We start from the raw sequence: 26,379 nt of genomic DNA, 5'->3' as shown, positions 1-26,379 counted from the left end.
CCGGTACGCGGTTGTCCGACGGCGGTCGTCCGGCCGCCGTCGGTCACTCGGCCGGAAGCGCCTCGGCCAGGGCCGCCAGGGAGGGGCCGCGGCCCCTCTCGATGTGCGTGTAGGCGAGGGCATCGGCCAGGTCTGGCTTGCCGGCGTGGATCGCGGCGCAGATGTCCTGGTGCTCGGCGCACTGGACGCGCGGATCGAGGCCGCCGGTGAGGGTGAACAGCCACTGCACCAGGCCGAGCGAGGGCTGCAGGGCGTCCTGGAGCAGCCGGTTGCCGGTCATCGCGACGATCTCCGCGTGCAGGGCGGTGTTGGCGGCGGGGATCTCGTGGTTGTCGCCGCGCCGGGTGGCGCCCTCGGCCGCCTCCATGAGTTCCCGCAACCGCTCGCCGCCGCGCCCGCCGGCGCAGGCCTCCGCGGCTCTGCGCGCGGCGAACACCTCCAGACTCAGCCGGAGATCGAAGAGTTCGGCCACGTCACGGAGCGAGAGAGCGCGCACGGACGCGCCGCGCCTCGGCGATATCACCACGAGCCCCTCCCCCGTCAGCCGGGTGAGGGCTTCGCGGACGGGGATGCGCGATACGCCCAGGGCTTCGGACAGTTCGCGTTCGCGCAGGCGGGAGCCGGGCGGGTACGCGCCGTCGAGGATGCGGGAGCGGATCGTGCGCTCGGCGTGCTCGACATGGGACGTGCCGCACCCGGTCATGGACGCGTCGCCTCGAACGGCGGGAACGTCGGCGGGAACAACTCACCGGTGCCGCGCCGCAGCAGATCGCGCTCGCTGTACGCCGCGCGCATCCGCTCGAACAGGCCCTGGGCACGTCGGCGCAGGTCGACCGGGTCGATGCCGGGGATCCGGCCGTCGGTCATGACCGGGCGCCCCGCCACGACGGAGTGGGTGGCCTGCCGGGCGGTGCCGTTCAGCAGGAAGGTGCGGACGGGGTCGTCCTGGACGCCGTCGCGGATGTCGTCCAGCCGGAACGCGACCAGGTCGGCCTGGGCACCCGGCTCCAGCCGTCCGAGGTCGGTGCGGCCCAGCGCACGGGCGCCCCCGAGCGTGGCCGCCTCGACGTAGCGCTCGGCGGGCGCCGCGTCCGCGCGCCCGTCGACGACCTTCGCGAGGTGGACGCCGAGGTCCATGCCCCGGATCAGGTCCGGCGGGAAGGAGTCGGTGCCCAGGCAGAGGTTGACGCCCGCCCGCCGGTACGCGTCGAAGGAGTGCAGTACCTGGCCGTAGCGCAGAGAGGTCTGCGGACAGTGGATGACCGAGACGCCCGCCGCCGCGAGCGTCGCCAGGTCGCCGCGGTCCTCGCCGTGCACACCGGGGTGCCGGTCGATCACGATGCCGTGCGGAACGAGGAGCCGGGTGTCCAGCAGCCCGGTGCGTTCGAGCAGGCGCAAGGGGGTGGTGCCGTGCAGGTGCCGCACGAGGTCGCGTTCGTGCATGCCCTGAAGACAGTGGAGCCGTACGAGCACGTCGCGCCGCCGCGCGACAGCGGCGGTCTCCCGCATGAGCTCTTCGGTGAGCGTCTCGATGCGGCACGGCAGCAGTACGCCGTTGACCAGCGGGTCGGCCAGTCCGGCCGCGTGGTCGAGGAAGCGCACGGCGTCCCGGAGCCCGTCGCGGCCGCGGTCCTCGTCGAACTCGACGCCGCGGCCGGCGTCGGGCAGCGTCACATTGACACCGGACCGGTAGGCGGGCCCCAGATAGCCCCGCAGGCCGATCCGCCGGGAGGTCTCCGCCATGCCGACCAGTTCGTCGTACGGCTCGGCCCAGGCGCTGTGGACCTCCGAGGCGATGGGCATGTAGGTGGTGATGCCGTGCAGCGCGAGCTGGACGAGCGCGTACTCGCGGACGGTGGCCCGCTCCGCCGGCGTGAAGACGTCATGCCGCCGGTCGGTGAAGTACTCCCGTGACCAGAGGAGTCCGCCGCCGGTCTCCGGCGGCGCCCAGGAGTCCAGCACGAGATGGTCGATGTCGGTGAGGGCGTCCAGGTCGATGAGTCCGGGCATCACCAGCGTCTCGCCGAGGTCCAGCTCCACGTCCACCGGGCCGTCGTACCCCGTGCCGACGTACGCGATCGTGTCTCCGTCCCACACGATCTCGCCGTCGCGCAGCAGCGCGTGGCCGCCGTCGCGGTGGGCGAGGATGTGGGTGGCGCGCCAGCGGGTTCGCACGGGGCCTCCTGCGGATGCGTGTCAGGGCCGGTCCGGCCGGACGGCGGCGCTTGGCTGAACCGACACTAACACTTGGCATACCAAATGCCGACGCCACCGAGACGTATGGGCGATTGGCCGCAAATGACCTGCAACTGAAGGCACGGGGCCGACCAGGCGCGACCCATTTGGAATACCAGAGCGGAGCTCAGACCTCCGTCACCCTCCCCGCCGCCACCTCGACCCGTCGTGTCGTGCGCACCGCCTCCAGCATGCGCCGGTCGTGCGTGACCAGCAGCAGCGTTCCCGTGTATGACTCCAGCGCCGATTCCAGCTGCTCGATCGCGGGCAGATCGAGGTGGTTCGTCGGCTCGTCGAGCACGAGGAGGTTGACGCCCCTGCCCTGGAGCAGGGCGAGCGCGGCCCGGGTGCGTTCCCCCGGGGAGAGCGTCGTGGCGGGGCGCATCACATGGTCGGCGCGCAGGCCGAACTTGGCGAGCAGCGTGCGCACCTCGGCCGGTTCGGTGTCGGGCACGGCCGCGCAGAACGCCTCCAGGAGCGACTCCGAGCCGTGGAAGAGCTTGCGGGCCTGGTCGACCTCGCCGACCACCACGCCCGAGCCGAGCGTCGCATGGCCGGAGTCCAGCGGGAGGCGGCCGAGGAGCGCAGCGAGGAGGGTGGACTTGCCCGCTCCGTTGGCGCCGGTGATGGCGACCCGGTCCGCCCAGTCGATCTGCAGCGATGCCGGGCCGAAGGCGAAGTCGCCGCGTACGGCCTGCGCTTCGCGCAGCGTGGCCACGACCGAGCCGGAGCGGGGTGCGGCGGCGATCTCCATCCGCAGTTCCCATTCCTTGCGCGGTTCGTCGACGACGTCGAGCCGTTCGATCATGCGCTGGGTCTGCCGGGCCTTGGCGGCCTGCTTCTCGCTCGACTCGCTGCGGAACTTGCGGCCGAGTTTGTCGGAGTCCGTGGCCTTGCGGCGGGCGTTCTTGACGCCCTTGTCCATCCAGGAGCGCTGCATCTGGGCGCGCCCTTCGAGGGCGGCGCGCTTGTCGGCGTACTCCTCGAACTCCTCGCGGGCGTGCGTGCGGGCGCGTTCGCGCTCCTCCAGATAGGCCGCGTATCCACCGCCGTAGAGGTTGATCTGCTGCTGGGCCAGGTCCAGTTCGAGGACCTTGGTGACCGTGCGCATCAGGAATTCGCGGTCGTGGCTGATGACCACCGTGCCCGCGCGGAGCCCCGAGACATAGCGCTCCAGCCGCTCCAGGCCGTCCAGGTCGAGGTCGTTGGTGGGCTCGTCCAGCAGGAAGATGTCGTAGCGGGACAGGAGGAGGGAGGCCAGGCCCGCGCGGGCGGCCTGACCGCCGGAGAGCGCGGTCATCGGCAGGTCGAGGCCGACGGTCAGCCCGAGGTCGGCCGCGACCTCCTCGGCGCGCTCGTCCAGGTCCGCGCCGCCGAGGGCCAGCCAGCGTTCCAGTGTCTCGGAGTACGCGTCGTCCGCGCCCGGCGCCCCGTCGACGAGACCCTGCGTCGCGGTGTCCATCGCGGCCTGGGCCTCGGCGACGCCGGTGCGGCGGGCCAGGAACTCCCGCACGGTCTCCCCCGCGCGCCGTTCCGGCTCCTGCGGGAGGTGTCCGACAGTGGCGGTGGGCGGGGAGAGCCGCAGCTCGCCCTCCTCCGGGCAGTCGAGTCCGGCGAGGAGCCGGAGCAGGGACGATTTTCCGGCGCCGTTGACTCCGACGAGACCGATCACGTCACCGGGCGCGACGACGAGGTCGAGTCCGGCGAAGAGCGTGCGGTCGCCGTGTCCGGCGGCGAGGTCCTTGGCGACGAGAGTGGCAGTCATCAGGGTGCCGATCCTAATCTGCGCCCGGGGCCGAGCGGCCCGGCCGGTCGCACTCCGGCCGGGCGGGGGCGTTCTCAGCCGTCGCCCGGAGGGTTCGCCGGGCCGGAGGTGCCCGGTTCCGGGTCGTGGCCCTCGTGGAGTCCGGTGGTGATCCGGCTGCCGCCCGGACCGATCCGGATCTCGAAGTCCCCGGCGTACTTCGCATGCCCTTCGATGACCGCGGATTCGACCGCTTCCACACCGAATTCGCGCCGTACGATCAGCGGATCCTGGCGCAGGTCCCGCATCAGCGCCACGCACATGCCGATCATGACGAGGGTGAACGGCGCGGCGACCAGGATCGTGAGGTTCTGGAGTCCGGCGAGCGCGTCGCCCTTGCCGTTGCCGATGAGCAGCATGATCGCGGCCACCGCGCCGGTGACCACGCCCCAGAAGACGACGACCCACTTGGCCGGTTCGAGGATGCCCTTCTGGGAGAGCGTACCCATCACGATGGAGGCGGCGTCGGCGCCCGAGACGAAGAAGATGCCGACCAGGACCATCACCAAGAGGCTCATCTCCGTGGCGATCGGGAACTGCTGGAGCACTCCGAAGAGCTGCGCCTCCTGGGTGACGGCGTGGCCGAGCTTGCCGGCCTCCTGCAGCTTGATCGCCGTGCCGCCGAAGATCGCGAACCAGACCAGGCTGACGGAGCTGGGCACCAGGATGACTCCGCCGATGAACTGACGGATCGTGCGGCCGCGGCTGATCCGGGCGATGAACATGCCGACGAAGGGCGTCCAGGAGATCCACCAGGCCCAGTAGAAGACGGTCCAGTTGCCGAGCCACTCGGCCACGTCGCCCTTGCCGGTCGCTTCGGTACGTCCGGCGAGCTGGGCCAGATTGCCGAAGTAGGCGGCGATCGACGTGGGCAGCAGGTCGAGCACGATGATGGTGGGCCCCGCGACGAAGACGAAGACGGCGAGCGCCAGGGCGAGCACCATGTTGGTGTTGGAGAGCCACTGGATGCCCTTCTCCACACCGGAGATCGCCGAGGCGATGAAGGCCACGGTCAGCACGGCGATGATCAGGACCAGGAGTCCGGTGCCGGTCTCCTCCCTCCAGTGCAGTTCGTGGAAGCCGCTGCCGATCTGGAGGGCGCCGAGCCCCAGTGACGCGGCGGAGCCGAAGAGGGTCGCGAAGATGGCGAGGATGTCGATCAGCCGGCCGAGGCCGCCGTGGGCGTGCCGGGATCCGATGAGCGGCTCGAAGACGGCGCTGATCGTCTGCCGCCTGCGACGCCGGAAGGTGCTGTACGCGACGGCCAGGCCGACCACCGCGTAGATCGCCCAGGGGTGGAGCGTCCAGTGGAACAGGGTGGTGGCCATCGCCGTCTGCATCGCTTCGGCGGCGTCCGCGGGGCGGGTTCCGGGCGGCGGGTTGGTGAAGTGGGCGAGCGGCTCGCTGACCCCGTAGAACATCAGGCCGATGCCCATGCCGGCGCTGAACATCATGGCGACCCAGGACACGGTCCGGAATTCGGGCTCCTCCCCCTCCTGGCCGAGGGAGATCTTGCCGTAACGGCTGATGGCGAGCCAGAGGGCGAAGACCACGAAGCCGGTCGCGGCGAGCATGAAGGCCCAACCGCCGTTGTGGATCAGCCCGTTGAGCATGGAGGTGGAGATGTCCTCCAGCGAGTCGGTGGCGGTGGCTCCCCAGACCACGAAGGCGAGGGTGAGGACGGCGGTGACGCCGAACACCACCCGGTCCGTCGTGGGGTGCCGGTTCCGGGCCGGGTCGCCGGGAAGATCCGCCGTCACCGGCAGTTCCCCCCGGCCGCCCGCTCTCTGTTCGTCCTGCGACACGAGTGGCACCTTTCACGGAAGCAATTATTTCGCTCTCCGTAGGCAGTACCACACGCAGCGCTCACCTCACGGGACCAACAAGCGGTACCGGCTCGCCCGTTCCGGAGGTTCAGCGGCAGACTTCGGCGACACCTCCCGGGCCACGTCCGGACGGTGGTGATCGCGCTCCTTGGCGCGGGCCTGCTGGTCGCCGCCCGTGAGCGTCCGGTCCGGACGCTCACGGAACCGGCATCGCGGGATGCCCTGGAACCGGCCGCCCGCTGACCGCGTCGGGCCCCTCGCGGGAGGGGCCCGACGTGGGCGTGGGCGCCGTTACGAGCGGCTGGCTCCCGGGACGCGATGGGCGGCGCGCGGCGGCGTCACACCCTGGACCTCGGCCGTTCGGGACGTGTCCGTCGCGGACGCGGAACCCGCGGTGGCGCGGACGAAGGCGCCGGTGCCGCCGACGAACGGCAGCTTCGCGGACGTGCGGGCCAGATCGAGGGTGAGCGTGGGCGTGGAGTCCGGCGGGTCGATGAGGTCCCGGTCGGTGCCCGCGACGATCAGGGCGAGGCGGTGTCCGGCCGGGACGACGTGATCGGTGGCCGCCAGGTCGATGGTGAGGGTGACGGCCCGGCCCGGGGTGAGCGGGCGGCCCTTTCCGGCGGAGGCGTACGTACCGAGGTCGGCCCAGCCGCGGCTGACCACGGTCCGGTCGACGGTGGCGGTCCGGGCCCTGGTCTCCTTGAAGCAGGCGCTGTCCCCGGTCGTGCTCGCACCCCAGCAGCTCCGGCCGGTGAGGGTGGTGATGCCCTCGCCGGACGAGCCGTAGTCGCGGATGGTGTCGGGGCCGATGTCCACGAGGACCGCGGAGAGATGGGCGGTCGAGGTGGTCGGGGTGGCGGTGACGGTCACCGCGGAGGATCCGGAGAGCCTGAGGTCGGCGGTGAGCGGCGCGGTGCGGAATCCGGCCTTGGCGCCGGTGGTCCGGTCCAGGTCGGCGGCCCAGTCCGTCTCGCTCTGCGCCGGATCGTCGGTGAACGACTCGGTGGCGCCGGGGCGGGCGGGCCTCAGGGACAGGGTGCCGACGCCCGGCGTGCTCCCGGCGCCGGGGCGCACGGTGGTGGCGTGGGTGGTGCGGGGCGGCCAGACCCGGTCGGTGGTCCACTGGTCGGGGTGGCGCTCGATGTCGGCCATCGGTTCACGGTCGATGCCGTTGTCGTAGCCGAGGAGGTAGTGGTCGAACCAGCGGTGCAGCGTGTCGACCCATGCGGCGCGCCGGTAGTCGAACGGGTCGACGTGTCCGGTCTGGGAGAGCCAGATCTTGCGCTCCACGCCCCGGTCCGCGAGCGCGTCCCACCACTGGCCGAGGTGCTTGGTACGGACGTTGAGGTCCTGCATGCCGTGGACGGCGAAGACACTGGCGCGCACCTTGCGGGCGTCCTTCACGTAGTCGCGCGCGTTCCACAGCTCCGACCAGTCTCCGGTGCGCGGCGCCCCGTCGACGAGCTGCTGCTGGACGGCGGCGCAGCGTCCGCGCGCCTCGGGGCTCTCCACATAGTCGGAGAGCCACTCGGGGCCGCTGTCGTAGAGGGGTGCTCCCTGGGCGAAGTAGTAGTCGTACCAGGAGGAGATGGCGCCGATCGGCACGATGGTCCGCAGCCCGTGCACGCCGGTCGCCGCGACCGCGTTGGCGATGGTGCCGTCGTAGCTCTTGCCGATCATTCCGGTGCGGCCATTGGACCAGCCGGCCGTGGCACGGGTGGAGCCGGTGCGGGTGGTGTAGCCGCGGGCGCGGCCGTTCAGCCAGTCGATCACGGCCTTGGCGGACTGTACGTCGGAGCGGCCTCCGACATCGACACAGCCGTCGGAGCGATTGGTACCGGCCAGATCGACGGCGACGAAGGCGTAGCCGCGCGGCACGAAGTAGTTGTCGTAGTGGAGCGGGAACTGGACGGGCCGGCCGTTGTCGTCGTAGGTCTTGAGCTGGCTCTCGTTGCCGCGCCCGCAGCAGGAGTAGTACGGGCTGGCGTCCATGATCACGGGGATCTTCCGGCCCTGCCGGGCGGGTTCGCGCGGCCTCACGATGTCGGCGGCGACGCGGTCGCTGCGCCCGTCCCCGTCGCCGTCCAGCCCGGTGTCGACCCAGACCGATTCCCGGACGGCGTTCCCGTACGAGTAGATGGGCATGCTCTTCGGCGGCCCGGACTCCCGGGCGCCCGCGCCCTGGGCGCCTGCCGGGGAGAGCAGGACGGCCATCAGGGCGGCGACAGCTGCCACCACCAGCGATCTGTAACTCGAACGGGGGCCTCGCGCACGATTCGGCATGGGCGGAAGGTACCCCGGTCAACTCCCCGGCGACAGAGGGCGATCAGCGGCGCATACGGCATGAACATGGCGCAAATGCGACCTGCCGCCGTGGCGGCCGAATGGCGATCGTGTGACAGCTGTGGCCATGGACACGACTGATGCGGCAGTCGCTGAATAGTGTCGACGTGACGGTTCGAAAGATCATTCGCCCCGACCACTTGGAGCATTCCGTGCACCGCAGACTCATCGTCCCGAGCGCACTCGCGGCCTCCCTGCTGCTGGCGATCCCGGCCTCGGCCGCCGAAGGCACCGTGGGCGCCCCGGGCATCGGCGACCCCTACTACCCGGCCAGCGGCAACGGCGGCTACGACGTCTCCCACTACGACCTGCGGCTGAAGTACCAGCCCTCGACCGATCTGCTGGAGGGCACGGCGACGATCCTCGCCACGACCACGCAGGAACTCTCCCGTTTCAACCTGGACTTCGGACTGGACGTCTCCGAGGTGCGGGTGAACGGCAAGAAGGCCGGCCATGTGAAGAACGGCGAGCAGGAGCTGGAGATCACCCCGGCGGCCCCGCTGGCGAAGGGCAGGGCCGTCTCGGTGGTCGTGCGGTACGCCGGAAAGCCCTCCGAGGTGAAGATCAACGGCTGGACGTCCTGGGTGCGCACCCCGGACGGCGCGGTGGCCGCCCAGGAGCCGGAGTCGGCCGCGTGGTGGTTCCCCAGCAACGACCACCCGCTCGACAAGGCGACGTACGACATCTCCGTGTCCGTCCCGGACGGCACCCAGGCGATCAGCAACGGCACACTGCAGTCGCAGAGTTCGAAGCTCGGCTGGACCCGCTTCAACTGGCGTTCGAGCAAGCCGCAGGCGACCTATCTGACGACGCTGGCGGTCGGGAAGTTCGACATCACCACGGACACCACGTCGGACGGGCTGCCGGTCGTCAACGCGTACAGCAAGGACCTCGGCGCCAACGACGGGGCCGCGCGGGCCAGCATCGAGCGGACCACCGAGGTCGCCGAGTGGCTGACGGAGGTCTTCGGACCGTACCCCTTCGACGCGCTGGGCGGATACGCCCCCAATGTGACGAGCGGCTTCGCGCTGGAGACCCAGACCAGGCCGTTCTACAGCCCGAAGCAGTTCGCGAACGGTGCGAACGTCTCGGTCGTCGTCCATGAGCTGGCGCACCAGTGGTACGGCGACAGTGTGTCCCTCAAGGGCTGGAAGGACATCTGGGTCAACGAGGGCTTCGCCCGCTACAGCCAGTGGCTGTGGTCGGAGAAGGAGGGCGAGGGCACCGCCCAGGAGCTGGCGGACTACACCTACGCACTGCATCCGGCCGACGACGCCTTCTGGAAGGTGAAGCCCGGCGATCCGGGCCCCGACAACCAGTTCGACGCGGCCGTCTACGACCGGGGCGCGCTGGCGCTCCAGGCACTGCGCAACGAGTTGGGCGACGAGACGTTCTTCGCGCTGCTGAAGGGCTGGCCCGCCGAGCACGCGTACGGGAACGCGAGCGTGAGCGACTTCGTCGCCTACGCGGAGCGGGTCTCGGGCAAGCCGCTCGCCGCCTTCTTCGACACCTGGCTGTTCCGGCCGACGCGGCCCGAGGCCCCGGCGGCGGCCGGGACGCACGCCCGGCACGCCGCCGGGCAGCCCGCGCGGCCCGCCTCCTGGAAGAAGATCGCGGCGACGAACTCCCTGCACGAACACCGCTGACCGGCACGCGGACCGGGTCCGGGCAGCACCGCCCCCTCTCCTGGTGGGGGCGGTGGTGCCCGGCGGCCGGCCGGCGGTGCCGGTTAGGCTGATGGCGTCGGTGCTGTCCGGCCGGCCCCGGCCGTTTCCGGCCCGATCCCGCGTGTACGAGGAGCGTCCCTTGCCCGGTCCGTCCCACGATTCCGCTCGCGATGCCCGCCCCACACTGGAAGCCGTGGCGGCCCGCGCCGGGGTCTCCCGGGCGACGGCCTCCCGGGTGGTGAACGGCGGGGCGGGGGTGCGCAAGCCGCTCGTGGACCAGGTCCGCAAGGCGGTCGAGGAGCTCGGCTACGTTCCGAACCATGCCGCCCGGACCCTGGTCACCCGGCGCAACGGCGCGGTCGCCGTGATCATCGACGAGCCGGAGTTCCGGATCTTCTCCGATCCGTTCTTCTCCCAGCAGATCCGCGGAATCAGCCGCGAACTCACCCTGCACGACTCCCAGTTGGTCCTGCTCCTGGTGGAGGGCCGCGGGGACTTCGACCGGGTCGCCCGCTATCTGGCCGGCGGCCATGTGGACGGCGTACTGGCCTTCTCGCTGCACACCGACGACGAACTCCCCGCGATCATCCGCAGGTTCCGGGTACCCACGGTCTACGGCGGCAGGCCGGGACGGCCGGGGGCCGCGTCCGAAGCGGCCGTCCCGTACGTGGACTGCGACAACCGCGGCGGCGCGGCCGAGGCCGTACGCCATCTCGTCGCCCTGGGGCGGCGGCAGATCGCGCACATCGCCGGACCGCGCGACCAGACCTCGGCCCTGGACCGGGTCGACGGCTACCGCGACGTGCTGCCCGACGGCGATCCGGCGCTGCTCGTGGACGGCGACTTCACCGTCGAGGGCGGCGCGCGGGCGATGGCGGAACTGCTCGACCGCCGCCCCGGCCTGGACGCGGTCTTCGCCGCCAACGACCTGATGGCCTCGGGTGCCCTGCGGGTGCTGCGCGAGCGCGGTCGCGGTGTGCCGGACGACGTGGCCCTGGTCGGCTTCGACGACATGGTGTCGATAGCGGAGGCCACCGAACCCCCGCTGACGACGGTTCGTCAGGATGTGGAGGGAATGGGCCGGTTGATGGTGCGGATGCTGATGAGCCGACTGGGCGACGAGGCCGGGGGCGACGATCGGACGTCGGTGATCACGCCGACCGAGCTGGTGCGCCGGGCGTCCGCCTGAGCCCTCCCCCGCCCCGGACGGTCTCGCGATGGGCGGCCCGCGCCCGGCGCGCGTACGGCAGATAGCGCAGCCGCTCGGGGAGCACCGGCACCACGCGCCGCACCACCCCGCAGAACCGCCGCAGGGCGCGCTCCTGCTCGTCCGTCCACTCCAGCCCGATGGCCTCCCGCGCCTCCGGCGGCATGAGCCCGATGGTGACGAAGCGCCGGAACCGCGCCAACGGCGGGAACACCACCGGCCACAGCGCCTTCAGCAGCAGCCTGAGCGGCAGCGGCCCGCGGTCCGGCGGCGGTACGGGGCGATCGGTGGCGACCAGGTCCTCGACGACCGCGGTCGCCTCGATCTCCTCGGCGAGCACCTTTCGGAAGTACGGCCAGAACTCCTCGATCGTCTGCGGCATGTCCCGGTCGTGGATGCCGAGGATCCTGCCGACCTGGAGCCACTCCCGGTACAGCGCCCGCTCCTGGGCCGCGGTGAGCGGCCGGACGAGATAGCGTGCGGCGTGCTGGTAGACGGGGAAGCCCGTGGCGTGCACCCACGCGTAGTTGGCGGGCGACAGCGCATGGTAACGACGCCCTCGGGTGTCGGTGCCCTGGATGGTGCGGTGCAGTCGGCGCAGCCTGCGCCCCTCCTCGGCGGCCGCCTCGCCCCCGTACACCCAGAGCTGGAGCGAGCGCAGGGACCTCTCGCCGCGTCCCCAGGGGTCCGTGCGGAAGACGGAGTGCTCGTCGACGCCGGCGCCGACCGCCGGGTGGGCGACCTGGAGGGTGAGCGCGGCGGGCAGCATCAGCAGGGCCCGGATGTCGCCCGAGAGGCTCCAGAGCACACCGCCGGGCGGCGGCGGGGCGGGATTCCGGTCTCCGGCTGCTTCGCTGCTCATCACGGTGCTCCCGACGGTCGGCGGGCATACGGCTCGGCGCCCGGCCCTCTGCGTGATCCAGTATGCGAGCCCTTCGGGAGTGATGCGCACCGGCCCACTGCGGCACACCGCCGCATGCCCTGCCGTCGGCGGTGTTGACGAGGTTCGTGAAACAAGTCGATAGTATTTGTAACTTTGACTCCCAGGTCGGACGGTCCATCACTTCCCTTGTGCAGCAGGTGAGTTGGTCCGTCATACAGCGACAACCCGCAGGAGCGGCCCCGCAGGGAGTCGGTACACGGACAGGAGGGCGCACCATGGGCCGATACAGCCGCCTGCACGAGATACGCCGGATGGATCCGGCACACGACTACGCCGAGATCCTTCGGCTGATCTCCCAGTACGAGTTCCCCTGGGACTACCGGCAGGGGGTGAGCGTCGCCTTCCTCCGGGACTACGGCGTCCCCCGGATCTCCGTGCTCCTCGACCGGACCCAGGAGTTCGAACGGGCCGGGCAGAAACGGTACGACGACACGGTGCTGATCGGGTACGAAATGGCCGCCGACGGCTTCGACTCGGAGCGCGGGCGGGCTGCCGCGCGTCATCTCAACCGGATCCACGGCAAGTACAACATCCCGAACGACGACTTCCGCTATGTCCTCGCGACCACGGTCGTGGGGCCGAAGCGCTGGATCGACCGGTTCGGCTGGCGTCCCCTGTGCGCCCAGGAGGTCCAGGCTCTGGTGGAAGCGGGCCGGAAGACGGCGGCGATGATGGGCATCGAGGGGGCGCCCGACACGTACGAGGGGTTCGAGCGGCTCCTCGACTCCTACGAGGAGCGGATGTTCGCGTACGACCCGGCGAACCGGCGGGTCGCGAACGCCACGTTCCGCGTGATCGCGAGCTGGTATCCGCGTCCGTTGCGCCCCCTGGTGGCGAGATTCGCACTCGCGCTGCTGGACGAGCCGCTGCTGGCGGCGCTGGGCTTCCGGCCGCAGCCGCCGTGGGTGCGGGCCTCGGCGTCGGCGGCTCTGCACCTGCGCGCACGCTGTGTCCGCCGGCTGCCGGCCCGGCCACGCAGGTTTCCCGCGCGCCCGCAGCCCCGTTCGTACCCCTTCGGCTGGCGGCTCGACGACCTCGGACCGCACTGGGCCCGCAGCCGCCCGGTGGAGCCCCTGCCCGACGAGACGGACGGCCGCACCGGTGGTTCTACCCGGCAGCGAGCAGCGGCACCAGATAGCGGCGGGCGAACTCCCGCACCTGGGTGTCGTCGTCCAGCTCGAAACAGCTGACGGGGTTGAGGAGGAAGGAGACGGTGATCCGCACCATCAGTTCGGCGACCGGAGTCGGATCGCTCGCCGGCCGGCCCTCCGCGCGCCGGGCGTCACGCAGCCGGTCGGCCAGGTACTCGCGGATGGCGAGAAGGGCCGGTCCGCTCTCCAGGGTCAGGAACGGCAGCATCGTCTCGGGCTCCAGCCTCAGCAGACCACCGATGAGCGGATGCTCGCGGATGTGCCGGAGAACCGCGGCGAAGCCCTCGACGAGCCGGTCCTCCGTCGTCGGCAGCGCGGCCACCGCGTCGTCCACCTCCACGACGAAGCGGCGGTACTCGCGCAGCAGACAGGCGGAGACGAGGCTGTCCTTGTTGCCGATCCGCCGGTACACGGTCACCCGCGAGACCCTGGCGCGCTTGGCGACGTCGTCGACGGTGGAACGGCGCAGCCCGAAGGTCGTGAACTGCTCGCGCGCGGCGTCCAGGATCTGCTCGCTCAACGCGTCGGAGGGCAGCGTCGCGCGGAGCGCCAGGGCCAGCCGTGTCTCGTCGGTGCTCCGTGCCGTCATGGGCCCTCCCCCGTTCCGCCGCTGCCACCCCACCATAGAAGTCGATACGGAGTGACTCACCCCGTATCCCTGTATCCCGTGCCCCTGTGTCCCGTGCCCCGGTAGCAACGCGCGCAGGGCGCCCGCCTGAGTCGGTGGGCGCCCTGCCGGGGGTGCGGCCTGCCGGCCGGGTCCTACTCGCAGGTCCCGGCGAACGTGCCGCGGGTCACCACGTCGGTGGCCGCTGCGGTCGTGTCCAGCCAGGCGACGCGCTGGCCGTCACCGAGCGACGGAGCCAGCTGGGCGCCGGAGGAGCAGGAGACGCGGGTGAAGTCGTCGAGACCGGCGACCACGTCGGCGATCTTGGAGACCTTCACCTTGCCGGGTCCGCTCCAGGAGCCGAGCGCGCCCCAGAAGTCGTACGTGGAGTAGGCGAAGTACTCGTCGTTGACCGAGAACTGGGCGACGTACGTGCTCGACGGGTAGCGCAGCTTCGCGGCCTTGGAGAGGTCGTCGAGCGGCGCCGACATGAACGTCGTGCTCGGGATCAGGAAGCCACCCGTCTCACGCCAGAACACCCGCTCCGAGGTGATCTGGATGTCCGAGACGTAGTTGAAGAGGAATCCGCTGATCCGCTTGGTCTGCGTGGTGCCCTTGGCGATGTCGTAGACGGTGACGTAGGTGCCGTCGACCCCGGCCCAGGCGATCCGGCCGTGCTTCATCGTGAGGCGGGCGGCCTTGGTGCCGGCCTCCGGGGTCACGTTGACCGTGGTGCCGTCGGCCTTGCGGAGCATGACGTCCTGCTCGCCGTCGGCGGTGGTGCTGATGTAGGCGAGTGCACCGTTGTCGGTGACCGGCTCGGTCTCGTCCGCGTCCGGGCGGTCGACCAGCTTCTTGATCGCGCCCTGGCCCTTCTCACCGGCCCGGTAGATGCCGATGCCGTCGGCGGTGATCCGGGTGAAGACGATGCGGTCGTCGTCCAGGGAGGGGTCGAGCAGATAGGCGTCCTTCTGGGCCAGTTCGTGCTTCGGCTTCTTGCCGAAGCGGCCCACCGTGATGCCGAAGGCGGCGCTGCCCTGGTCCCAGGCGATGGCGTCGCCGTGGCTGATCGCGTAGACGTCGCCGTCGATCTGGGCGGCCTGCTCGTCGACCCCGCTGTAGACCTCGTAGGCGGGCAGGATGTCGGCGCCGATGGTGGTGCCGTCGTGCGTGCCGCCCTTCTTCTCCCAGCCGGCCTCGATGCCGTGGTCGCCGAAGGCCTTGGCGATGACGGCGAGATCGGCCTTCGGGACGTGCAGGGACTTGGCCGCGAGGGTGACCGCGTTGCGCATGTCGGTGAAGCCGGACAGCGGGGTGAGGTAGTTCTGCGCGGACCGGTAGATGATCTGGTCGGCGAGCTTGCTGTCGAGGTTCTTGCGCATGTCCCACAGCGCGCCGCCGACGATGGTGGAGTTGTAGTGCACTCCGCCGTTGTCGATGTCGAGCGTGATGGGCTGGTAGTCCTGCTGGGCGTTGCGCCCGTCGTTCAGGTCGCGCAGGGCGCATTCCTCCAGCGGCTTGGTGCCGTTGCAGAGGTACTCCCCGATGAGGCCGGACGTCGGGTCGCTCATCGCGACGCCCTTGTCGGCGGTCTCCATGGCGTTGCCGAAGTAGTCGGATATCGCCTCGTTGAGGGCGCCCGACTGGTTGAGGTAGACGAGCCCGGCGGAGTGCTCGGTGACGCCGTGCGTCATCTCGTGGCCGACGACGTCCAGGCCCACGGACAGCGGCACGCCGTCCATGTGGCCGTAGACCATCTTGGAGCCGTCCCAGAAGGCGTTGGCGTAGTCCTTGCCGTTGGCGGCGACGTTGACGACGGAGTAGATCGTCCCGCCCTTGCCGTCGACGCCGTCGCGGCCGATCCGGTCCTTGTAGTACTCGTACACCTTCGCCGCGTTCAGGTGCGCGTCGACCGCGCCCGAGGAGGTGTTGACGCCGTCGAAGCGGTCGCTCGCCGATGTGCCCAGCGCAATGTCGTCGGTGACCGGACCGCCCGCGACGAGCGTGTACTCCTTGCGCTGCGCGTCGTAGGTGCGGATCTGGCCGCCGGTCCGCGGGTACATGGCACGCGTGGAGTCGACGAGCGTGTACGAGCCGTCCGTCTCCTTGTTGACGTCCAGCTTCGCCTCGGTACCGTCGACGCGTACGCCCGTCCCCTGCGCGGGCGACGCGTCGGCCGCGTCGATGTTGTTGTACGAGAGCGCGATGCCGCCCACGCGGGCGTCGACGTAGACCTCCTGGCGCACCGGGCTGCCGTTCGCCCTGCCGCCGGTGACCGTGAAGTGCCAGGCCAGCCTGCCGCCCCGGGCGTCGGGCAGCACGGACAGGCCGTGCGCCTCGGTCTTCGCGCCCCGCACGCCGGACAGTCCGCGGTCGAGCGTGAACATCCGCTGCTTCGCGGTGGCTTCGCTCACCTTCGGCGTGGTGGAGACCGTGAGGTCCGTGTAGAGGGTGCCGGTCGCGGACGTGACCTGCTGGCCGCCGTCGGCCGCCTGGGTCTGCACCGCGTACTCGGCGCCGAAGACCGGGACACCGCCGTGCTTCTGCTGGAAACGCACCGAGGACTGCTTGCCGTCCTTGGTCGTCCGCACCGTCTGCAGGTCGGAGACGGGGACCTTGTAGGTGTCCTCGTGGGCCTTGATGTGGGCTCGGGCCGCCTCGGCCGGTGTGCCCTCGCGGACGGACTTGTCCAGGCCCTGCGTCATGGCCGGGGCGACGCCCACCGGGTCCGTCGTCCGCGTCGTGGCGGTGTCGTCCGCCCAGGCCGGCGCGGCCAGCAGCGACGCGCCGGTAGCGGCGGCGACCACTCCGGTCGCCAGCATCCGCAGCACATTTGTTCGTCTCACAGGACCTCCCCATCACACACCTGCGCCTGAGCCGTCGGGGCCTCAGGCGTTGACGTGCTGATCGTTCGCCATGGGGGTGGTGTGAACAAGGGATGGCGCAGGCGTGAAAGCGCCATGGCGCAATTACGCCTCAGGAGCCGTCCGTGGCGGCCGAGTTGTCCGCGATGTCGGGCAGCCATCCGGCGCGCGCGGCGTACCAGCCGAGCTGGAAGGGGTCGCCGCACCCACGTCGTCCATCAGCGCGTGCAACCGCCGCTGGACGGTGCGATGGCCCATGCCCAGCTGGCGAGCCCGCGATCGACGAGCGAGTCGAGGACACGCGCCACCGCCGGGCCGCTCAACGGGCCCGTCAGCGCCTCCGGTTCACTGTCGGGACGGTCCACCAGCAGGCGGTAGACCGCGTCCTCGTCCGGTCCGAGGCCGAGCAGGGTCAGCAGGGAGGCGTCCACCGGGTCGCGCGGTGCGACGATGTCGGGACGCCCGCGCTCTCCGCGCCCCGTCTCGGCATCCGCCACCGGACCCACCCCATCTCCTGCCGCCCCGTCGACCGGGGTCAGATTATCCGGGTGCCCGACAGGTTTCCGCAGGCCGAGGCCCCCGGGGGCCCGAGGCCGGGACAAACTTCCAGCCGAAGTCGTACACCGTCACCGGTATGTCCCGGCCGGTCAGCCGCTCCTCGACCAGGGGCTCGATCCGGGACCACTTCCCGCCCGCCAGGCCGCAGCCGATCCGCGGCATGTGGACCGAGGCCCCCAGCTCCTGGGCCCGCTCGGCCACCGCGCCCAGCGCCGTGTCGATCGCCTCGTAACGCACCGGGACCCCTTTGCTGCCCGTGCGCATCCCCCGCTGGCCCACCATGTTCGCCACCCAGACGTACGGGCCCACCTGTACGAACTGCACCGCGCCGAGGCCGAAGTCGTTGCCCGCGCGCTCCCGGTGCCACCGGCGGTAGGCCGCTTCGGGCTCGGGCCAGCGGCGCGAGAGCGCCAGGACGAATCCCTTGCCCCAGCCGCCGAGGTCGTTGCAGACGTGGACGATCAGCTTGACGCCCTTGCCGTGGGGCGCCGTCGCGTCCCCCTGTACGTACCTGATCCCGGACATGGGATCAGGTTAGGTGCCGCCTCTGACAGTCAGGCACTTTCACATCATTGGTGAGACAGCAATACTGTTGCACCGGGGTGGATCACGCGTACAGCGGCTCACCCCTCAGGGCCGGACACGAGGAGCAGAGATGGCGACCGGGACCGAGGAGCCGACGCTCACCGTCGACGAGCTGGCGGCGCGCGCCGGTGTCACGGTGCGCACCGTGCGTTTCTACAGCACCCGGGGTCTGCTGCCGCCCCCGGTGATCGGGCCACGGCGCGTCGGGCACTACGGGCACGACCACCTGTCCCGGCTGGCGCTCATCGAGGAGCTCCAGCACCAGGGCATGACGCTGGCCGCGATCGAACGCTATCTGGAGCAGCTGCCGCCGGATCTGAGCGCGCACGACCTGGCGATCCACCGGGCCCTGGTGGCGTCCTGGGCACCGGACTCGGCGGAGGACGCGACGCGGGCGGAGCTGGAGCGGCGGGCCGGCCGGGCACTGACCGAGCAGGACATCGCGCGGCTGGCCGCGATGGGGGTGCTGGAGCGCGCGGAGCCGGTCGACGGCAGCTACCGGGTGGACCCGGGGCTGCTGCGGCTCGGGGTCGAGCTGCTCGGCGTGCCGATCGCGCACGAGACGATCCTGGCCGCCCGGACGGTGCTGCTGGGGCACTCCCGGTCCGCCGCGCAGGAGCTGACCCGGCTGTTCCGGGACGAGGTGTGGGGTCCGTACCGGGAGCGGGAGTCGGACCCCGAGCACGTGGCGGCGATGAAGTCGCTGTCGGCCCATATGCAGCCGATGGTGCTGCAGGCGCTGGTGACCGCGTTCCAGCGGTCGTTGAAGGAGGAGCTGCGGGGCGCGTTCACGGCGGAGTGAACGCGGCCCGCGGGGTGGGGTGTCAGTCGTGGAAGGTCTCGCCCTTCCCGGCCTTCTCGACGAGCAGCGCGGGCGGCAGGAAGCGGTCGCCGTACCGCTCCGCGAGCTCCCGGGCGCGGGCGACGAAGCCGGGCAGGCCGTCCTCGTAGCCGTTGATGTACTGGAGCACGCCGCCGGTCCACGGCGGGAAGCCGATGCCCATGATGGAGCCGATGTTGGCGTCGGCCACGGAGACGAGGACGTTCTCCTCAAGGCAGCGGACGCTGTCCAGGGCCTCGGAGAACAGCATCCGCTCCTTCATGTCGATGAAGGGGATGTCGGTGTCGGGCTTGGCGAAGTGCTCCCGCAGTCCGGGCCACAGACGGGTCCGCCTGCCGTTCTCGTCGTACTCGTAGAAGCCGGCGCCACCGCTGCGTCCCGGCCGGCCGAACTCGTCGACCATCCGGTCGATGACCGCGTCCGACGGGTGTCCGGCCCAGGTGCCGCCGGCCTCCTCGACGGCCCGCCGGGTCTCGTTGCGGATCTTGCGGGGCAGGGTGAGGGTCAGCTCGTCCATCAGGGAGAGCACCTTGGCCGGATAGCCGGACTGTGCCGCGGCCTGCTCGATGGACGCCGGTTCGACGCCCTCGCCGACCATGGCGACACCCTCGTTGATGAACTGGCCGATGACGCGCGAGGTGAAGAATCCGCGCGAGTCGTTGACGACGATCGGGGTCTTCTTGATCCGGCGGACCAGGTCGAAGGCTCGGGCCAGGGCTTCGTCGCCGGTCTGCTCGCCCTTGATGATCTCGACCAGCGGCATCTTGTCCACGGGCGAGAAGAAGTGCAGTCCGATGAAGTCGGCCGGGCGCGAGACGCCTTCGGCCAGGACGGTGATGGGCAGGGTCGAGGTGTTGGAGCAGAGCAGGGCGTCCGGCTCGATGATGTCCTGGATCTCCTGGAACACCTTGTGCTTGAGCGCGGTGTCCTCGAATACGGCCTCGATGACGGCGTCGCAGCCCGCCAGGTCGGCCGGGTCGCCGGTAGGGGTGATCCGGGCCAGCAGCTCGTCACGCCTGGCCTCGGTGGTGCGGCCCCGGGAGAGCGCCTTGTCGAGGAGCTTCTCGCTGTACGCCTTGCCCTTGGCCGCGGCCTCGGTGGAGACGTCCTTGAGCACGACCTCGATGCCGGCGCGGGCACAGGAGTACGCGATGCCCGCGCCCATCATCCCGGCGCCGAGGACGGCGACCTTGTCGACCTGGCGCTCCTCGATCCCCTTGGGGCGACTGGCACCGGAGTTGACGGCCTGGAGGTCGAAGAAGAACGCCTGGATCATGTTCTTCGCGACCTGGCCGGTGACCAGCTCGGTGAAGTAGCGGGCCTCGATGGTCAGCGCGGTCTCGAAGTCGACCTGGGAACCTTCGACGGCGGCGGCCAGGATGTTGCGGGGCGCGGGCATCGGGGCACCCGCGAGCTGCTTCTTCAGGTTGGACGGGAAGGCCGGCAGGTTGGCGGCGAACTTGGGGTTGGACGGGGTGCCGCCGGGGATCCGGTATCCCTTGACGTCCCAGGGCTGCTGGGACTCGGGGTTCGCGTCGATGAAGGCGCGGGCCTTTTCGAGCATCTCCTCCCGGGTGGCGGCGACTTCGTGGACCAGACCGTTCTCCAGGGCGCGCTGCGGGGTGTACTGGGTGCCCTGGAGAAGCACCTTCAGCAGCGCGTCGGCGATGCCCATGAGGCGTACGGTGCGGGTGACGCCGCCGCCTGCGGGCAGCAGGCCGAGGGTGACCTCGGGCAGGCCGATCCGGGAGCCGGGCGCGTCGAGGGCGACGCGGTGGTGCGAGGCGAGCGCGATCTCGTAACCGCCGCCGAGCGCCGCGCCGTTGATGGCGGCGACGACGGGCTTGCCGAGGGTCTCGATGCGGCGCAGCGAGTTCTTGATGGCGGTGCCGGTGTCGAAGGCCTGCTGGGCGTTCTCGGGACCGACCTTGATCATGTCCTTGAGGTCGCCGCCCGCGAAGAAGGTCTTCTTGGCGGAGGTGTAGATGATGCCGCGGATGGCGTCCTTCTCGGCCTCGGCGCGGTCGGCGACGGCCGCGATGGAGTCCTTGAAGGCCTGGTTCATCGTGTTGGCGGACTGGGCGGGGTCGTCGAGTACGAGGGTGACGACGCCGGTCTCGTCCTGTTCCCAGCGGATGGTCGTGCTCTCGGTCATGTGTCTGTCTTCTCCGTAGGAAGGGGAACGGTCAGAGACGCTCGATGACGGTGGCGATGCCCATGCCGCCGCCGACGCAGAGGGTGGCGAGGCCGTACCGCTGGTCGCGGCGTTCCAGTTCGTCGATGAGGGTGCCGAGGATCATCGCGCCGGTGGCGCCGAGCGGGTGGCCGAGGGCGATGGCGCCGCCGTTGACGTTGATCTTGTCGAGCGGGAGCCCCATGTCCCTGGCGAAGCGGAGCACGACTCCGGCGAACGCCTCGTTGATCTCGACGAGGTCGATGTCGTCGATGGTCAGCCCGGCCTTGGCGAGGGCCTTGCGGGTGGCGGGCGCGGGGCCGGTCAGCATGATGGTCGGCTCGGAGCCGGAGACGGCGGCGGAGATGATCCGGGCGCGCGGAGCGAGTCCGTAGCGCTCGCCGACCTCCTGGTTGCCGATCGCGACGAGCGCGGCGCCGTCGACGATGCCGGAGGAGTTGCCCGCGTGGTGGACGTGGTCGATCTTCTCGACCCAGTGGTACTTCTGCAGCGCCACCGCGTCGAAGCCGCCCATCTCGCCGATCGTGGCGAAGGAGGGCTTGAGCGCGGCGAGGGAGTCGGCGGTGGTGCCGGGCCGCATGTGCTCGTCGTGGTCGAGCACGACGAGGCCGTTGCGGTCCTTGACGGGGACGACGGAGCGCGCGAAGCGGCCGTCCTTCCACGCTTCGGCGGCGCGTTCCTGGGAGAGTGCAGCGAACTCGTCGACGTCGCGGCGGGAGAAGCCCTCGATCGTGGCGATGAGGTCGGCGCCGACGCCCTGCGGGGCGAAGCCGGTCTCGAAGTTGGTCATCGGGTCCATCGCCCAGGCGCCGCCGTCGGAGCCCATCGGGACCCGGGACATCGACTCGACGCCACCCGCGAGGACGAGGTCCTCCCAGCCCGAACGGACCTTGGCGGCGGCCAGGTTGACGGCCTCCAGACCCGAGGCACAGAAGCGGTTCTCCTGGACGCCGGCGACGGTGTCCGGGAGGCCGGCCGCGATGGCGGCGATCCGGGCGATGTCGGAGCCCTGGTCGCCGAGCGGGCTGACCACGCCGAGGACGATGTCGTCGATGGCCGCCGGGTCGAGGCCGGGGAAGCGGCTGCGGATTTCGTGGATGAGGCCGACGACGAGGTCGATCGGCTTGGTGCCGTGCAGGGCGCCATTGGCCTTGCCGCGGCCGCGCGGGGTGCGGATCGCGTCGTAGACGAACGCTTCGGTACTCAAGACAGCAGCCTTTCGGGGGTGGTTGTGCGACGGGGTCAGGCGAGCAGCGAGCGGCCGATGATCTCCTTCATGATCTCGGTCGTGCCGCCGTAGATGGTCTGGATGCGGCCGTCGGTGAACGCCCTGGCGACCGGGTACTCCGTCATGTAGCCGTATCCGCCGTGCAGTTGGAGGCAGCGGTCGGCGACACGCTTCTGCAGTTCGGTGGCCCACCACTTGGCCATCGAGGCGTGCACGGCGTCGAGGGTCCCGTCGCAGTGGTCGACGATGCAGCGGTCGAGGAAGGTACGGGTGACGGCGCACTCGGTGGCCATCTCGGCGATCTCGAACCTGATGTGCTGGAGCTTGGAGAGCGGGCGTCCGAAGGCCTCGCGCTCCTTGACGTACCGCGTGGTGATCTCCAGCAGGTGTTCCGCGGCGGCGATCCCGGCCACCGCTATGCCCATCCGTTCCTGCGCGAGGTTGGTCATCAGGTGGATGAAGGCGCCGTCCCGCTCACCGAGCAGGTTCTCCTTGGGGACGCGGACGTCGTTGAAGAACAGCTCCGCGGTGTCCTGGGACTTCTGGCCGATCTTGTCGAGGTTGCGACCGCGCTCGAAGCCGTCCGCGCCGCGTTCGACGACGATCAGCGAGAGCCCCTTCGCGCCGCCCTCCGGGGTGGTCTTCGCGACGACGACCACGAGGTCGGCGAGGATGCCGTTGGAGATGAAGGTCTTGGACCCGTTGAGCAGCCAGTGGTCGCCCATGTCCTCGGCGGTGGTGCTGATGCCCTGGAGGTCGGAGCCCGCGCCGGGTTCGGTCATGGCGATGGCGGTGATGGTCTCGCCGCTGCAGAAGCCGGGCAGCCAGCGCCGCTTCTGCTCGTCGGTGCCGAGGCCCGTGAGGTAGGGGCCGATGATGTCGTTGTGCAGCCCGAGCGCGAGGCCGGGCGTACCGGCCCGGGTGAACTCCTCGGCGAGTACGGCGCTGTAGCGGAAGTCGGTGTTGCCGCCGCCCCCGTACTCCTCGGGTACGGCGAGACCCAGCAGCCCCTGCCGGCCGGCCGCGCGCCAGGCCTCGCGCGAGACGATGCCGTCCTTCTCCCACTGCTCGTAGTGCGGGAGGACCTCCTTGGTGAGGAAGGTGCGCACGGTCTCGCGGAACGCGTCGTGCTCTTCGGTGAAGATCTGCCGCTGCACTGCGGTCCTCCTGGGAACAGTTCTTGACGGTGGAGACGGGTCCGGGCCCGGCGGGGGTCGCTTCGGGCATCGTCACTCCGGCCCGGCGATGCCGGGTACGCCCCAGTCGGCGGCGACGGCGTCGTTGTCCGCGCCGGGTCGCGCGGGGCCGCCGCGTACGGAGACGGGGGTCGTGGAGAAGCGCGGTGCCGGCGCGGGCTGGGTGAGCCCGCCGTGCTCGACGAAGGTGGAGCGGGCGGCGATGTGCGGGTGGTGGGGCGCCTCGCGGAGCGAGAGGACGGGGGCGACGCAGGCGTCCGATCCCTCGAACACCTCGGTCCACTCGGCGCGCGTACGGGTCCTGAACCGGTCGGCGACGACGGTGCGCAGCTCCTCCCACCGGGTGATGTCGCCCCGGTCCGGGGCTTCGTCCCCGAGTCCGAGGAGCCGGCCGAACTCGTCGTAGAACCGCTGCTCCAGCGGTCCGACCGCCATGTACTGGCCGTCGGCCGTCTCGTACGTACCGTAGAAGGGGCAGCCGCCGTCCAGGAGGTTGGCACCGCGCCGGTCCTGCCAGCCGCCGGCCGCGAGCATTCCGTGGATCATCGTGGCGAGATGGGCGGCGCCGTCGACGATGGCCGCGTCCACGACCTGGCCCCGGCCGCCGGGGGTGCGGGCGTGCTGGAGGGCGGCGAGCACGCCGACGACGAGATAGAGCGAGCCGCCCGCGTAGTCGCCGAGGAGATTGGCCGGGACGGTGGGCGGCTCACCGGGCTTGCCGATCATGGAGAGGGTGCCGGTGAGCGCGATGTAGGCGATGTCGTGCCCGGCCCGTTCGGCGAGTGGTCCGTCCTGGCCCCAGCCGGTCATCCGCCCGTACACGAGCTGCGGATTGCGGGCCAGCGCGGCGTCGGGTCCGACGCCGAGCCGTTCGGCGACGCCCGGCCGGTAGCCCTCGATCAGGATGTCGGCGCGCTCGACCAGGTCGAGCACCGCGGCGGCACCGTTCTCGGCCTTGAGGTCGACGAGCACGGAGCGCTTGTTGCGGTTGGTGAGGTCGTACGCGGGGTCGATGCCCAGCCCCGCGCCGCCGGGCCGGTCGACCCTGACGACATCGGCGCCGAGGTCGGCCAGGAGCATCGCGGCGAACGGACCGGGTCCGATGCCGGCCAGTTCGACCACCCGCACCCCTGTCAGCGGGCCGTGCGAGCCATGCTCTGTCGTTGCCATCAAGCCCCCAGCGGTATGACACAACTGATGTAACATCGATGATGCTAAGAACGCACCGCGCTCCGCACAACCCTTTTGGCCGAGCAAGCGCTTAGTTCCTTCTCCGGGATCCTCCCCCACCGGGCCCGCCCTGCCGCACACCGCCACGAACCCCTCCGCTAGCCTCTGCCTGCCACATCGGCACCGGCCCCCGCGGAGGCACTCGTGAACAGGCAGAACGGGACACAACGCCCCTATGACGTGGTCCTCTTCGGCGCCACCGGCTTCGTGGGCGCCCTCACCGCCGAATATCTCGCCGCCCACGCCCCCTCCGGCTGCCGCTGGGCCCTGGCCGGACGCGACCGGGCCAAGCTGGAGCACCTGCGCGAACGCCTCGCCGCGATCGACCCGCGCTGCGCGGACCTCCCGCTGCTGCACGCCGACGCCGACGACGAGCACGCGCTGCGCGAACTCGCCGAATCCGCCCATGTGGTGGCCACGACGGTCGGCCCGTACGTCTGGTACGGCGAGAAGCTGGTCGCGGCCTGTGCCGAGGCGGGGACGGACTACGCGGACCTCACCGGTGAGGCGGAGTTCGTGGACCGGATGTATCTGGCGCACGACGCGCGGGCCCGCGAGACCGGGGCCCGGATCGTGCACGCCTGCGGTTTCGACTCCGTACCGCACGACCTCGGGGTCTACTTCACCGTCCGGCAGCTGCCGCCGGACGTGCCGCTGACCGTCGACGGCTTCGTGCGCAGCAACGCCGTCTTCTCCGGCGGTACGTTCGCCTCGGCGCTCACCGCGATGGGCCGCGGCCCATCGATGCTGCGCGCGGCCCGGGAACGCCGGCTGCACGAACCGCGGCTGGTCGCCCGCCGGGCCCGTGCCCCGTTCGGCACTCCGCACTTCAGCACGGAGACCGGCACCTGGGCGCTCCCGCTGCCGACACTGGACCCGCAGGTCGTCGAGCGCTCGGCGCGGGCACTCGCCCGCTACGGCCCCGACTTCCGCTACCGCCACTTCGCCTCGGTGCGGCATCTGCCGGTGGCCCTCGGCGGTACGGCCGCGGTGGGCGCCCTCCTGGGTGCCGCGCAGCTCCCGGCGGCCCGGTCCTGGCTGATGGACCGGTACGAGCCGGGCAAGGGACCGGACGCGGAGCGCCGGCGGCGCAGCTGGTTCACCGTGCGCTTCGTCGGTACGGGCGGCGGGCACCGGGTCCTCACCGAGGTCTCGGGCGGCGACCCCGGCTACGACGAGACGGCGAAGATGCTCGCCCAGTCCGCGCTCTGTCTCGCCCTGGACGAGCTCCCCCCGACGTCGGGGCAGGTCACCACGGCCGCCGCGATGGGTGACGCGCTGCTGGAGCGGCTGCGCTCGGCCGGAATGCGCTTCCGGGTCGCGTCGGCCCGCTGAGCCGGAGCCCGGGGCGACGCTCACTCGTTCGGGTGAGGTCCGACGCGCGCCCGGATCTCCTCGTTCCCCGGGTGTGCGGGCAGTGGCACCGCTTCGATGGCTCCTCGGCCGTGCGGCACGTGGCGGCGCTTTCACTACGATCTGCGTCCCGCAGGTCGTAGCACCCGGGCATGCTCCCGATGCACAGCGCTGACCTGCGGCTATGCACACAGAGAGTCGGGGAAGAACCATGACGGACAACACTGTGGCGGGTCGCGAGGAGCAGCCGGGACGGGCGCTCGCCGGGTTACTGAGGAACTGGTGGGAGTCGTCGGCGCGCGACGGCCGCGAGAAACCCACCCAGCAGTCCCTCGCCAAGCGGCTGGGGGTCGACCAGACCACCCTGTCGCGCTATCTGAATCCCGCTCACGCCTCCAATGCTCCGCGCAGGATCGTCGAGCAGCTGCACGCGGTGCTGCGGGCTCCGGACGACGAACTGGTCCGGGCCTGTGCCCTGGCGGACACGGCGGCCGGCCGGCGCCCGGCGGCCACGGCCCCGGCTGCGCCCGGCCCGGCACCCGCT

General features: G+C 71.1%; 19 protein-coding genes and 1 pseudogene. 6 read left to right on the top strand and 14 right to left on the bottom strand.

The window, feature by feature from the left end; genetic code table 11:
* Positions 1–43: 43 nt before the first annotated feature.
* From ACFV8T_RS05355 to ACFV8T_RS05335, 5 genes are all read right to left on the bottom strand, one after another.
* Positions 44–703, bottom strand: coding sequence for a GntR family transcriptional regulator (locus ACFV8T_RS05355; protein ID WP_385324847.1), 660 nt, complete (start codon positions 701–703; stop codon positions 44–46).
* The gene (locus ACFV8T_RS05350; RefSeq protein ID WP_385324844.1) at positions 700–2,175 is read right to left on the bottom strand and encodes a chlorohydrolase family protein; all 1,476 of its coding nucleotides are present in this window, start codon (positions 2,173–2,175) and stop codon (positions 700–702) included. The genes ACFV8T_RS05355 and ACFV8T_RS05350 overlap by 4 nt, the downstream gene beginning before the upstream one ends.
* A 187-nt stretch (positions 2,176–2,362) precedes the next feature.
* Positions 2,363–4,000: an ABC-F family ATP-binding cassette domain-containing protein gene (locus ACFV8T_RS05345; RefSeq protein ID WP_385324843.1), complete on the bottom strand. Its 1,638-nt coding sequence runs from the start codon at positions 3,998–4,000 to the stop codon at positions 2,363–2,365.
* Between the two features lie 74 nt (positions 4,001–4,074).
* On the bottom strand, positions 4,075–5,844 hold the full coding sequence (locus ACFV8T_RS05340) for a BCCT family transporter (RefSeq protein WP_385324840.1): 1,770 nt from the start codon (positions 5,842–5,844) through the stop codon (positions 4,075–4,077).
* A gap of 312 nt (positions 5,845–6,156) precedes the next feature.
* Positions 6,157–8,151 carry a Xaa-Pro dipeptidyl-peptidase gene (locus ACFV8T_RS05335; protein WP_385324838.1) on the bottom strand — a complete coding sequence of 665 codons (1,995 nt, stop codon included), beginning with the start codon at positions 8,149–8,151 and terminating at the stop codon, positions 6,157–6,159.
* Between the two features lie 212 nt (positions 8,152–8,363).
* Here ACFV8T_RS05335 and ACFV8T_RS05330 point away from each other — a divergent pair, with 212 nt between their 5' ends.
* Both ACFV8T_RS05330 and ACFV8T_RS05325 read left to right on the top strand, forming a co-directional pair.
* Entirely contained in the window at positions 8,364–9,857 is a 1,494-nt protein-coding gene (locus ACFV8T_RS05330; protein ID WP_385324836.1) for a M1 family metallopeptidase, read from the top strand.
* Positions 9,858–10,017: 160 nt separating this feature from the next.
* Positions 10,018–11,067 carry a LacI family DNA-binding transcriptional regulator gene (locus ACFV8T_RS05325; protein ID WP_385324834.1) on the top strand — a complete coding sequence of 350 codons (1,050 nt, stop codon included), beginning with the start codon at positions 10,018–10,020 and terminating at the stop codon, positions 11,065–11,067.
* On the opposite strand, the gene ACFV8T_RS05320 is transcribed toward ACFV8T_RS05325, so the two are convergent.
* Complete coding sequence (locus tag ACFV8T_RS05320) at positions 11,030–11,947, bottom strand: oxygenase MpaB family protein (protein ID WP_385324832.1); 918 nt, start codon at positions 11,945–11,947, stop codon at positions 11,030–11,032. The two genes, ACFV8T_RS05325 and ACFV8T_RS05320, sit on opposite strands and share 38 nt — an antisense overlap.
* Positions 11,948–12,243: 296 nt before the next feature.
* Between ACFV8T_RS05320 and ACFV8T_RS05315 the strand changes: the two genes are divergently transcribed.
* Positions 12,244–13,218: an oxygenase MpaB family protein gene (locus ACFV8T_RS05315; protein WP_385324829.1), complete on the top strand. Its 975-nt coding sequence runs from the start codon at positions 12,244–12,246 to the stop codon at positions 13,216–13,218.
* On the opposite strand, the gene ACFV8T_RS05310 is transcribed toward ACFV8T_RS05315, so the two are convergent.
* The 4 genes and pseudogenes from ACFV8T_RS05310 to ACFV8T_RS05295 form a co-directional block, all read right to left on the bottom strand.
* Positions 13,136–13,768 carry a TetR/AcrR family transcriptional regulator gene (locus tag ACFV8T_RS05310; protein ID WP_385324827.1) on the bottom strand — a complete coding sequence of 211 codons (633 nt, stop codon included), beginning with the start codon at positions 13,766–13,768 and terminating at the stop codon, positions 13,136–13,138. The genes ACFV8T_RS05315 and ACFV8T_RS05310 overlap by 83 nt on opposite strands.
* A gap of 173 nt (positions 13,769–13,941) precedes the next feature.
* Complete coding sequence (locus ACFV8T_RS05305) at positions 13,942–16,632, bottom strand: M4 family metallopeptidase (protein WP_385324825.1); 2,691 nt, start codon at positions 16,630–16,632, stop codon at positions 13,942–13,944.
* Between the two features lie 236 nt (positions 16,633–16,868).
* Positions 16,869–17,147, bottom strand: coding sequence for a hypothetical protein (locus ACFV8T_RS05300; RefSeq protein ID WP_385324822.1), 279 nt, complete (start codon positions 17,145–17,147; stop codon positions 16,869–16,871).
* Between the two features lie 118 nt (positions 17,148–17,265).
* Positions 17,266–17,733: pseudogene (locus tag ACFV8T_RS05295) on the bottom strand (macro domain-containing protein); the annotation flags it as partial.
* A 130-nt stretch (positions 17,734–17,863) separates the two neighbouring features.
* Here ACFV8T_RS05295 and ACFV8T_RS05290 point away from each other — a divergent pair.
* Positions 17,864–18,595, top strand: a complete 732-nt coding sequence (locus ACFV8T_RS05290) for a MerR family transcriptional regulator (protein ID WP_385324821.1) — start codon at positions 17,864–17,866, stop codon at positions 18,593–18,595.
* Between the two features lie 22 nt (positions 18,596–18,617).
* Here the strand turns inward: ACFV8T_RS05290 and ACFV8T_RS05285 are convergent, their stop codons facing one another.
* The 4 genes from ACFV8T_RS05285 to ACFV8T_RS05270 form a co-directional block, all read right to left on the bottom strand.
* Positions 18,618–20,789, bottom strand: coding sequence for a 3-hydroxyacyl-CoA dehydrogenase NAD-binding domain-containing protein (locus tag ACFV8T_RS05285; protein WP_385324818.1), 2,172 nt, complete (start codon positions 20,787–20,789; stop codon positions 18,618–18,620).
* 31 nt (positions 20,790–20,820) lie between these two features.
* Positions 20,821–22,035, bottom strand: a complete 1,215-nt coding sequence (locus ACFV8T_RS05280; protein WP_385324816.1) for an acetyl-CoA C-acetyltransferase — start codon at positions 22,033–22,035, stop codon at positions 20,821–20,823.
* A 35-nt stretch (positions 22,036–22,070) separates the two neighbouring features.
* Entirely contained in the window at positions 22,071–23,213 is a 1,143-nt protein-coding gene (locus tag ACFV8T_RS05275) for an acyl-CoA dehydrogenase family protein (protein ID WP_385324813.1), read from the bottom strand.
* Between the two features lie 72 nt (positions 23,214–23,285).
* The gene (locus ACFV8T_RS05270) at positions 23,286–24,422 is read right to left on the bottom strand and encodes a CaiB/BaiF CoA transferase family protein (RefSeq protein WP_385324811.1); all 1,137 of its coding nucleotides are present in this window, start codon (positions 24,420–24,422) and stop codon (positions 23,286–23,288) included.
* 204 nt (positions 24,423–24,626) lie between these two features.
* On the opposite strand from ACFV8T_RS05270, the gene ACFV8T_RS05265 reads away from it, so the two are divergent.
* Both ACFV8T_RS05265 and ACFV8T_RS05260 read left to right on the top strand, forming a co-directional pair.
* Positions 24,627–25,817, top strand: a complete 1,191-nt coding sequence (locus ACFV8T_RS05265) for a saccharopine dehydrogenase family protein (RefSeq protein WP_385324809.1) — start codon at positions 24,627–24,629, stop codon at positions 25,815–25,817.
* A 229-nt stretch (positions 25,818–26,046) separates the two neighbouring features.
* Positions 26,047–26,379, top strand: a 333-nt coding sequence (locus ACFV8T_RS05260; RefSeq protein ID WP_385324806.1) for a helix-turn-helix domain-containing protein, incomplete at its 3' end; no start/stop codon positions are given.

The sequence above is a fragment of the Streptomyces sp. NPDC059832 genome (assembly GCF_042731715.1).
GTDB lineage: Bacteria > Actinomycetota > Actinomycetes > Streptomycetales > Streptomycetaceae > Streptomyces.
Note: the sequence above shows the minus strand (reverse complement) of the source record. Positions and strands in the feature narration are given on the sequence as shown.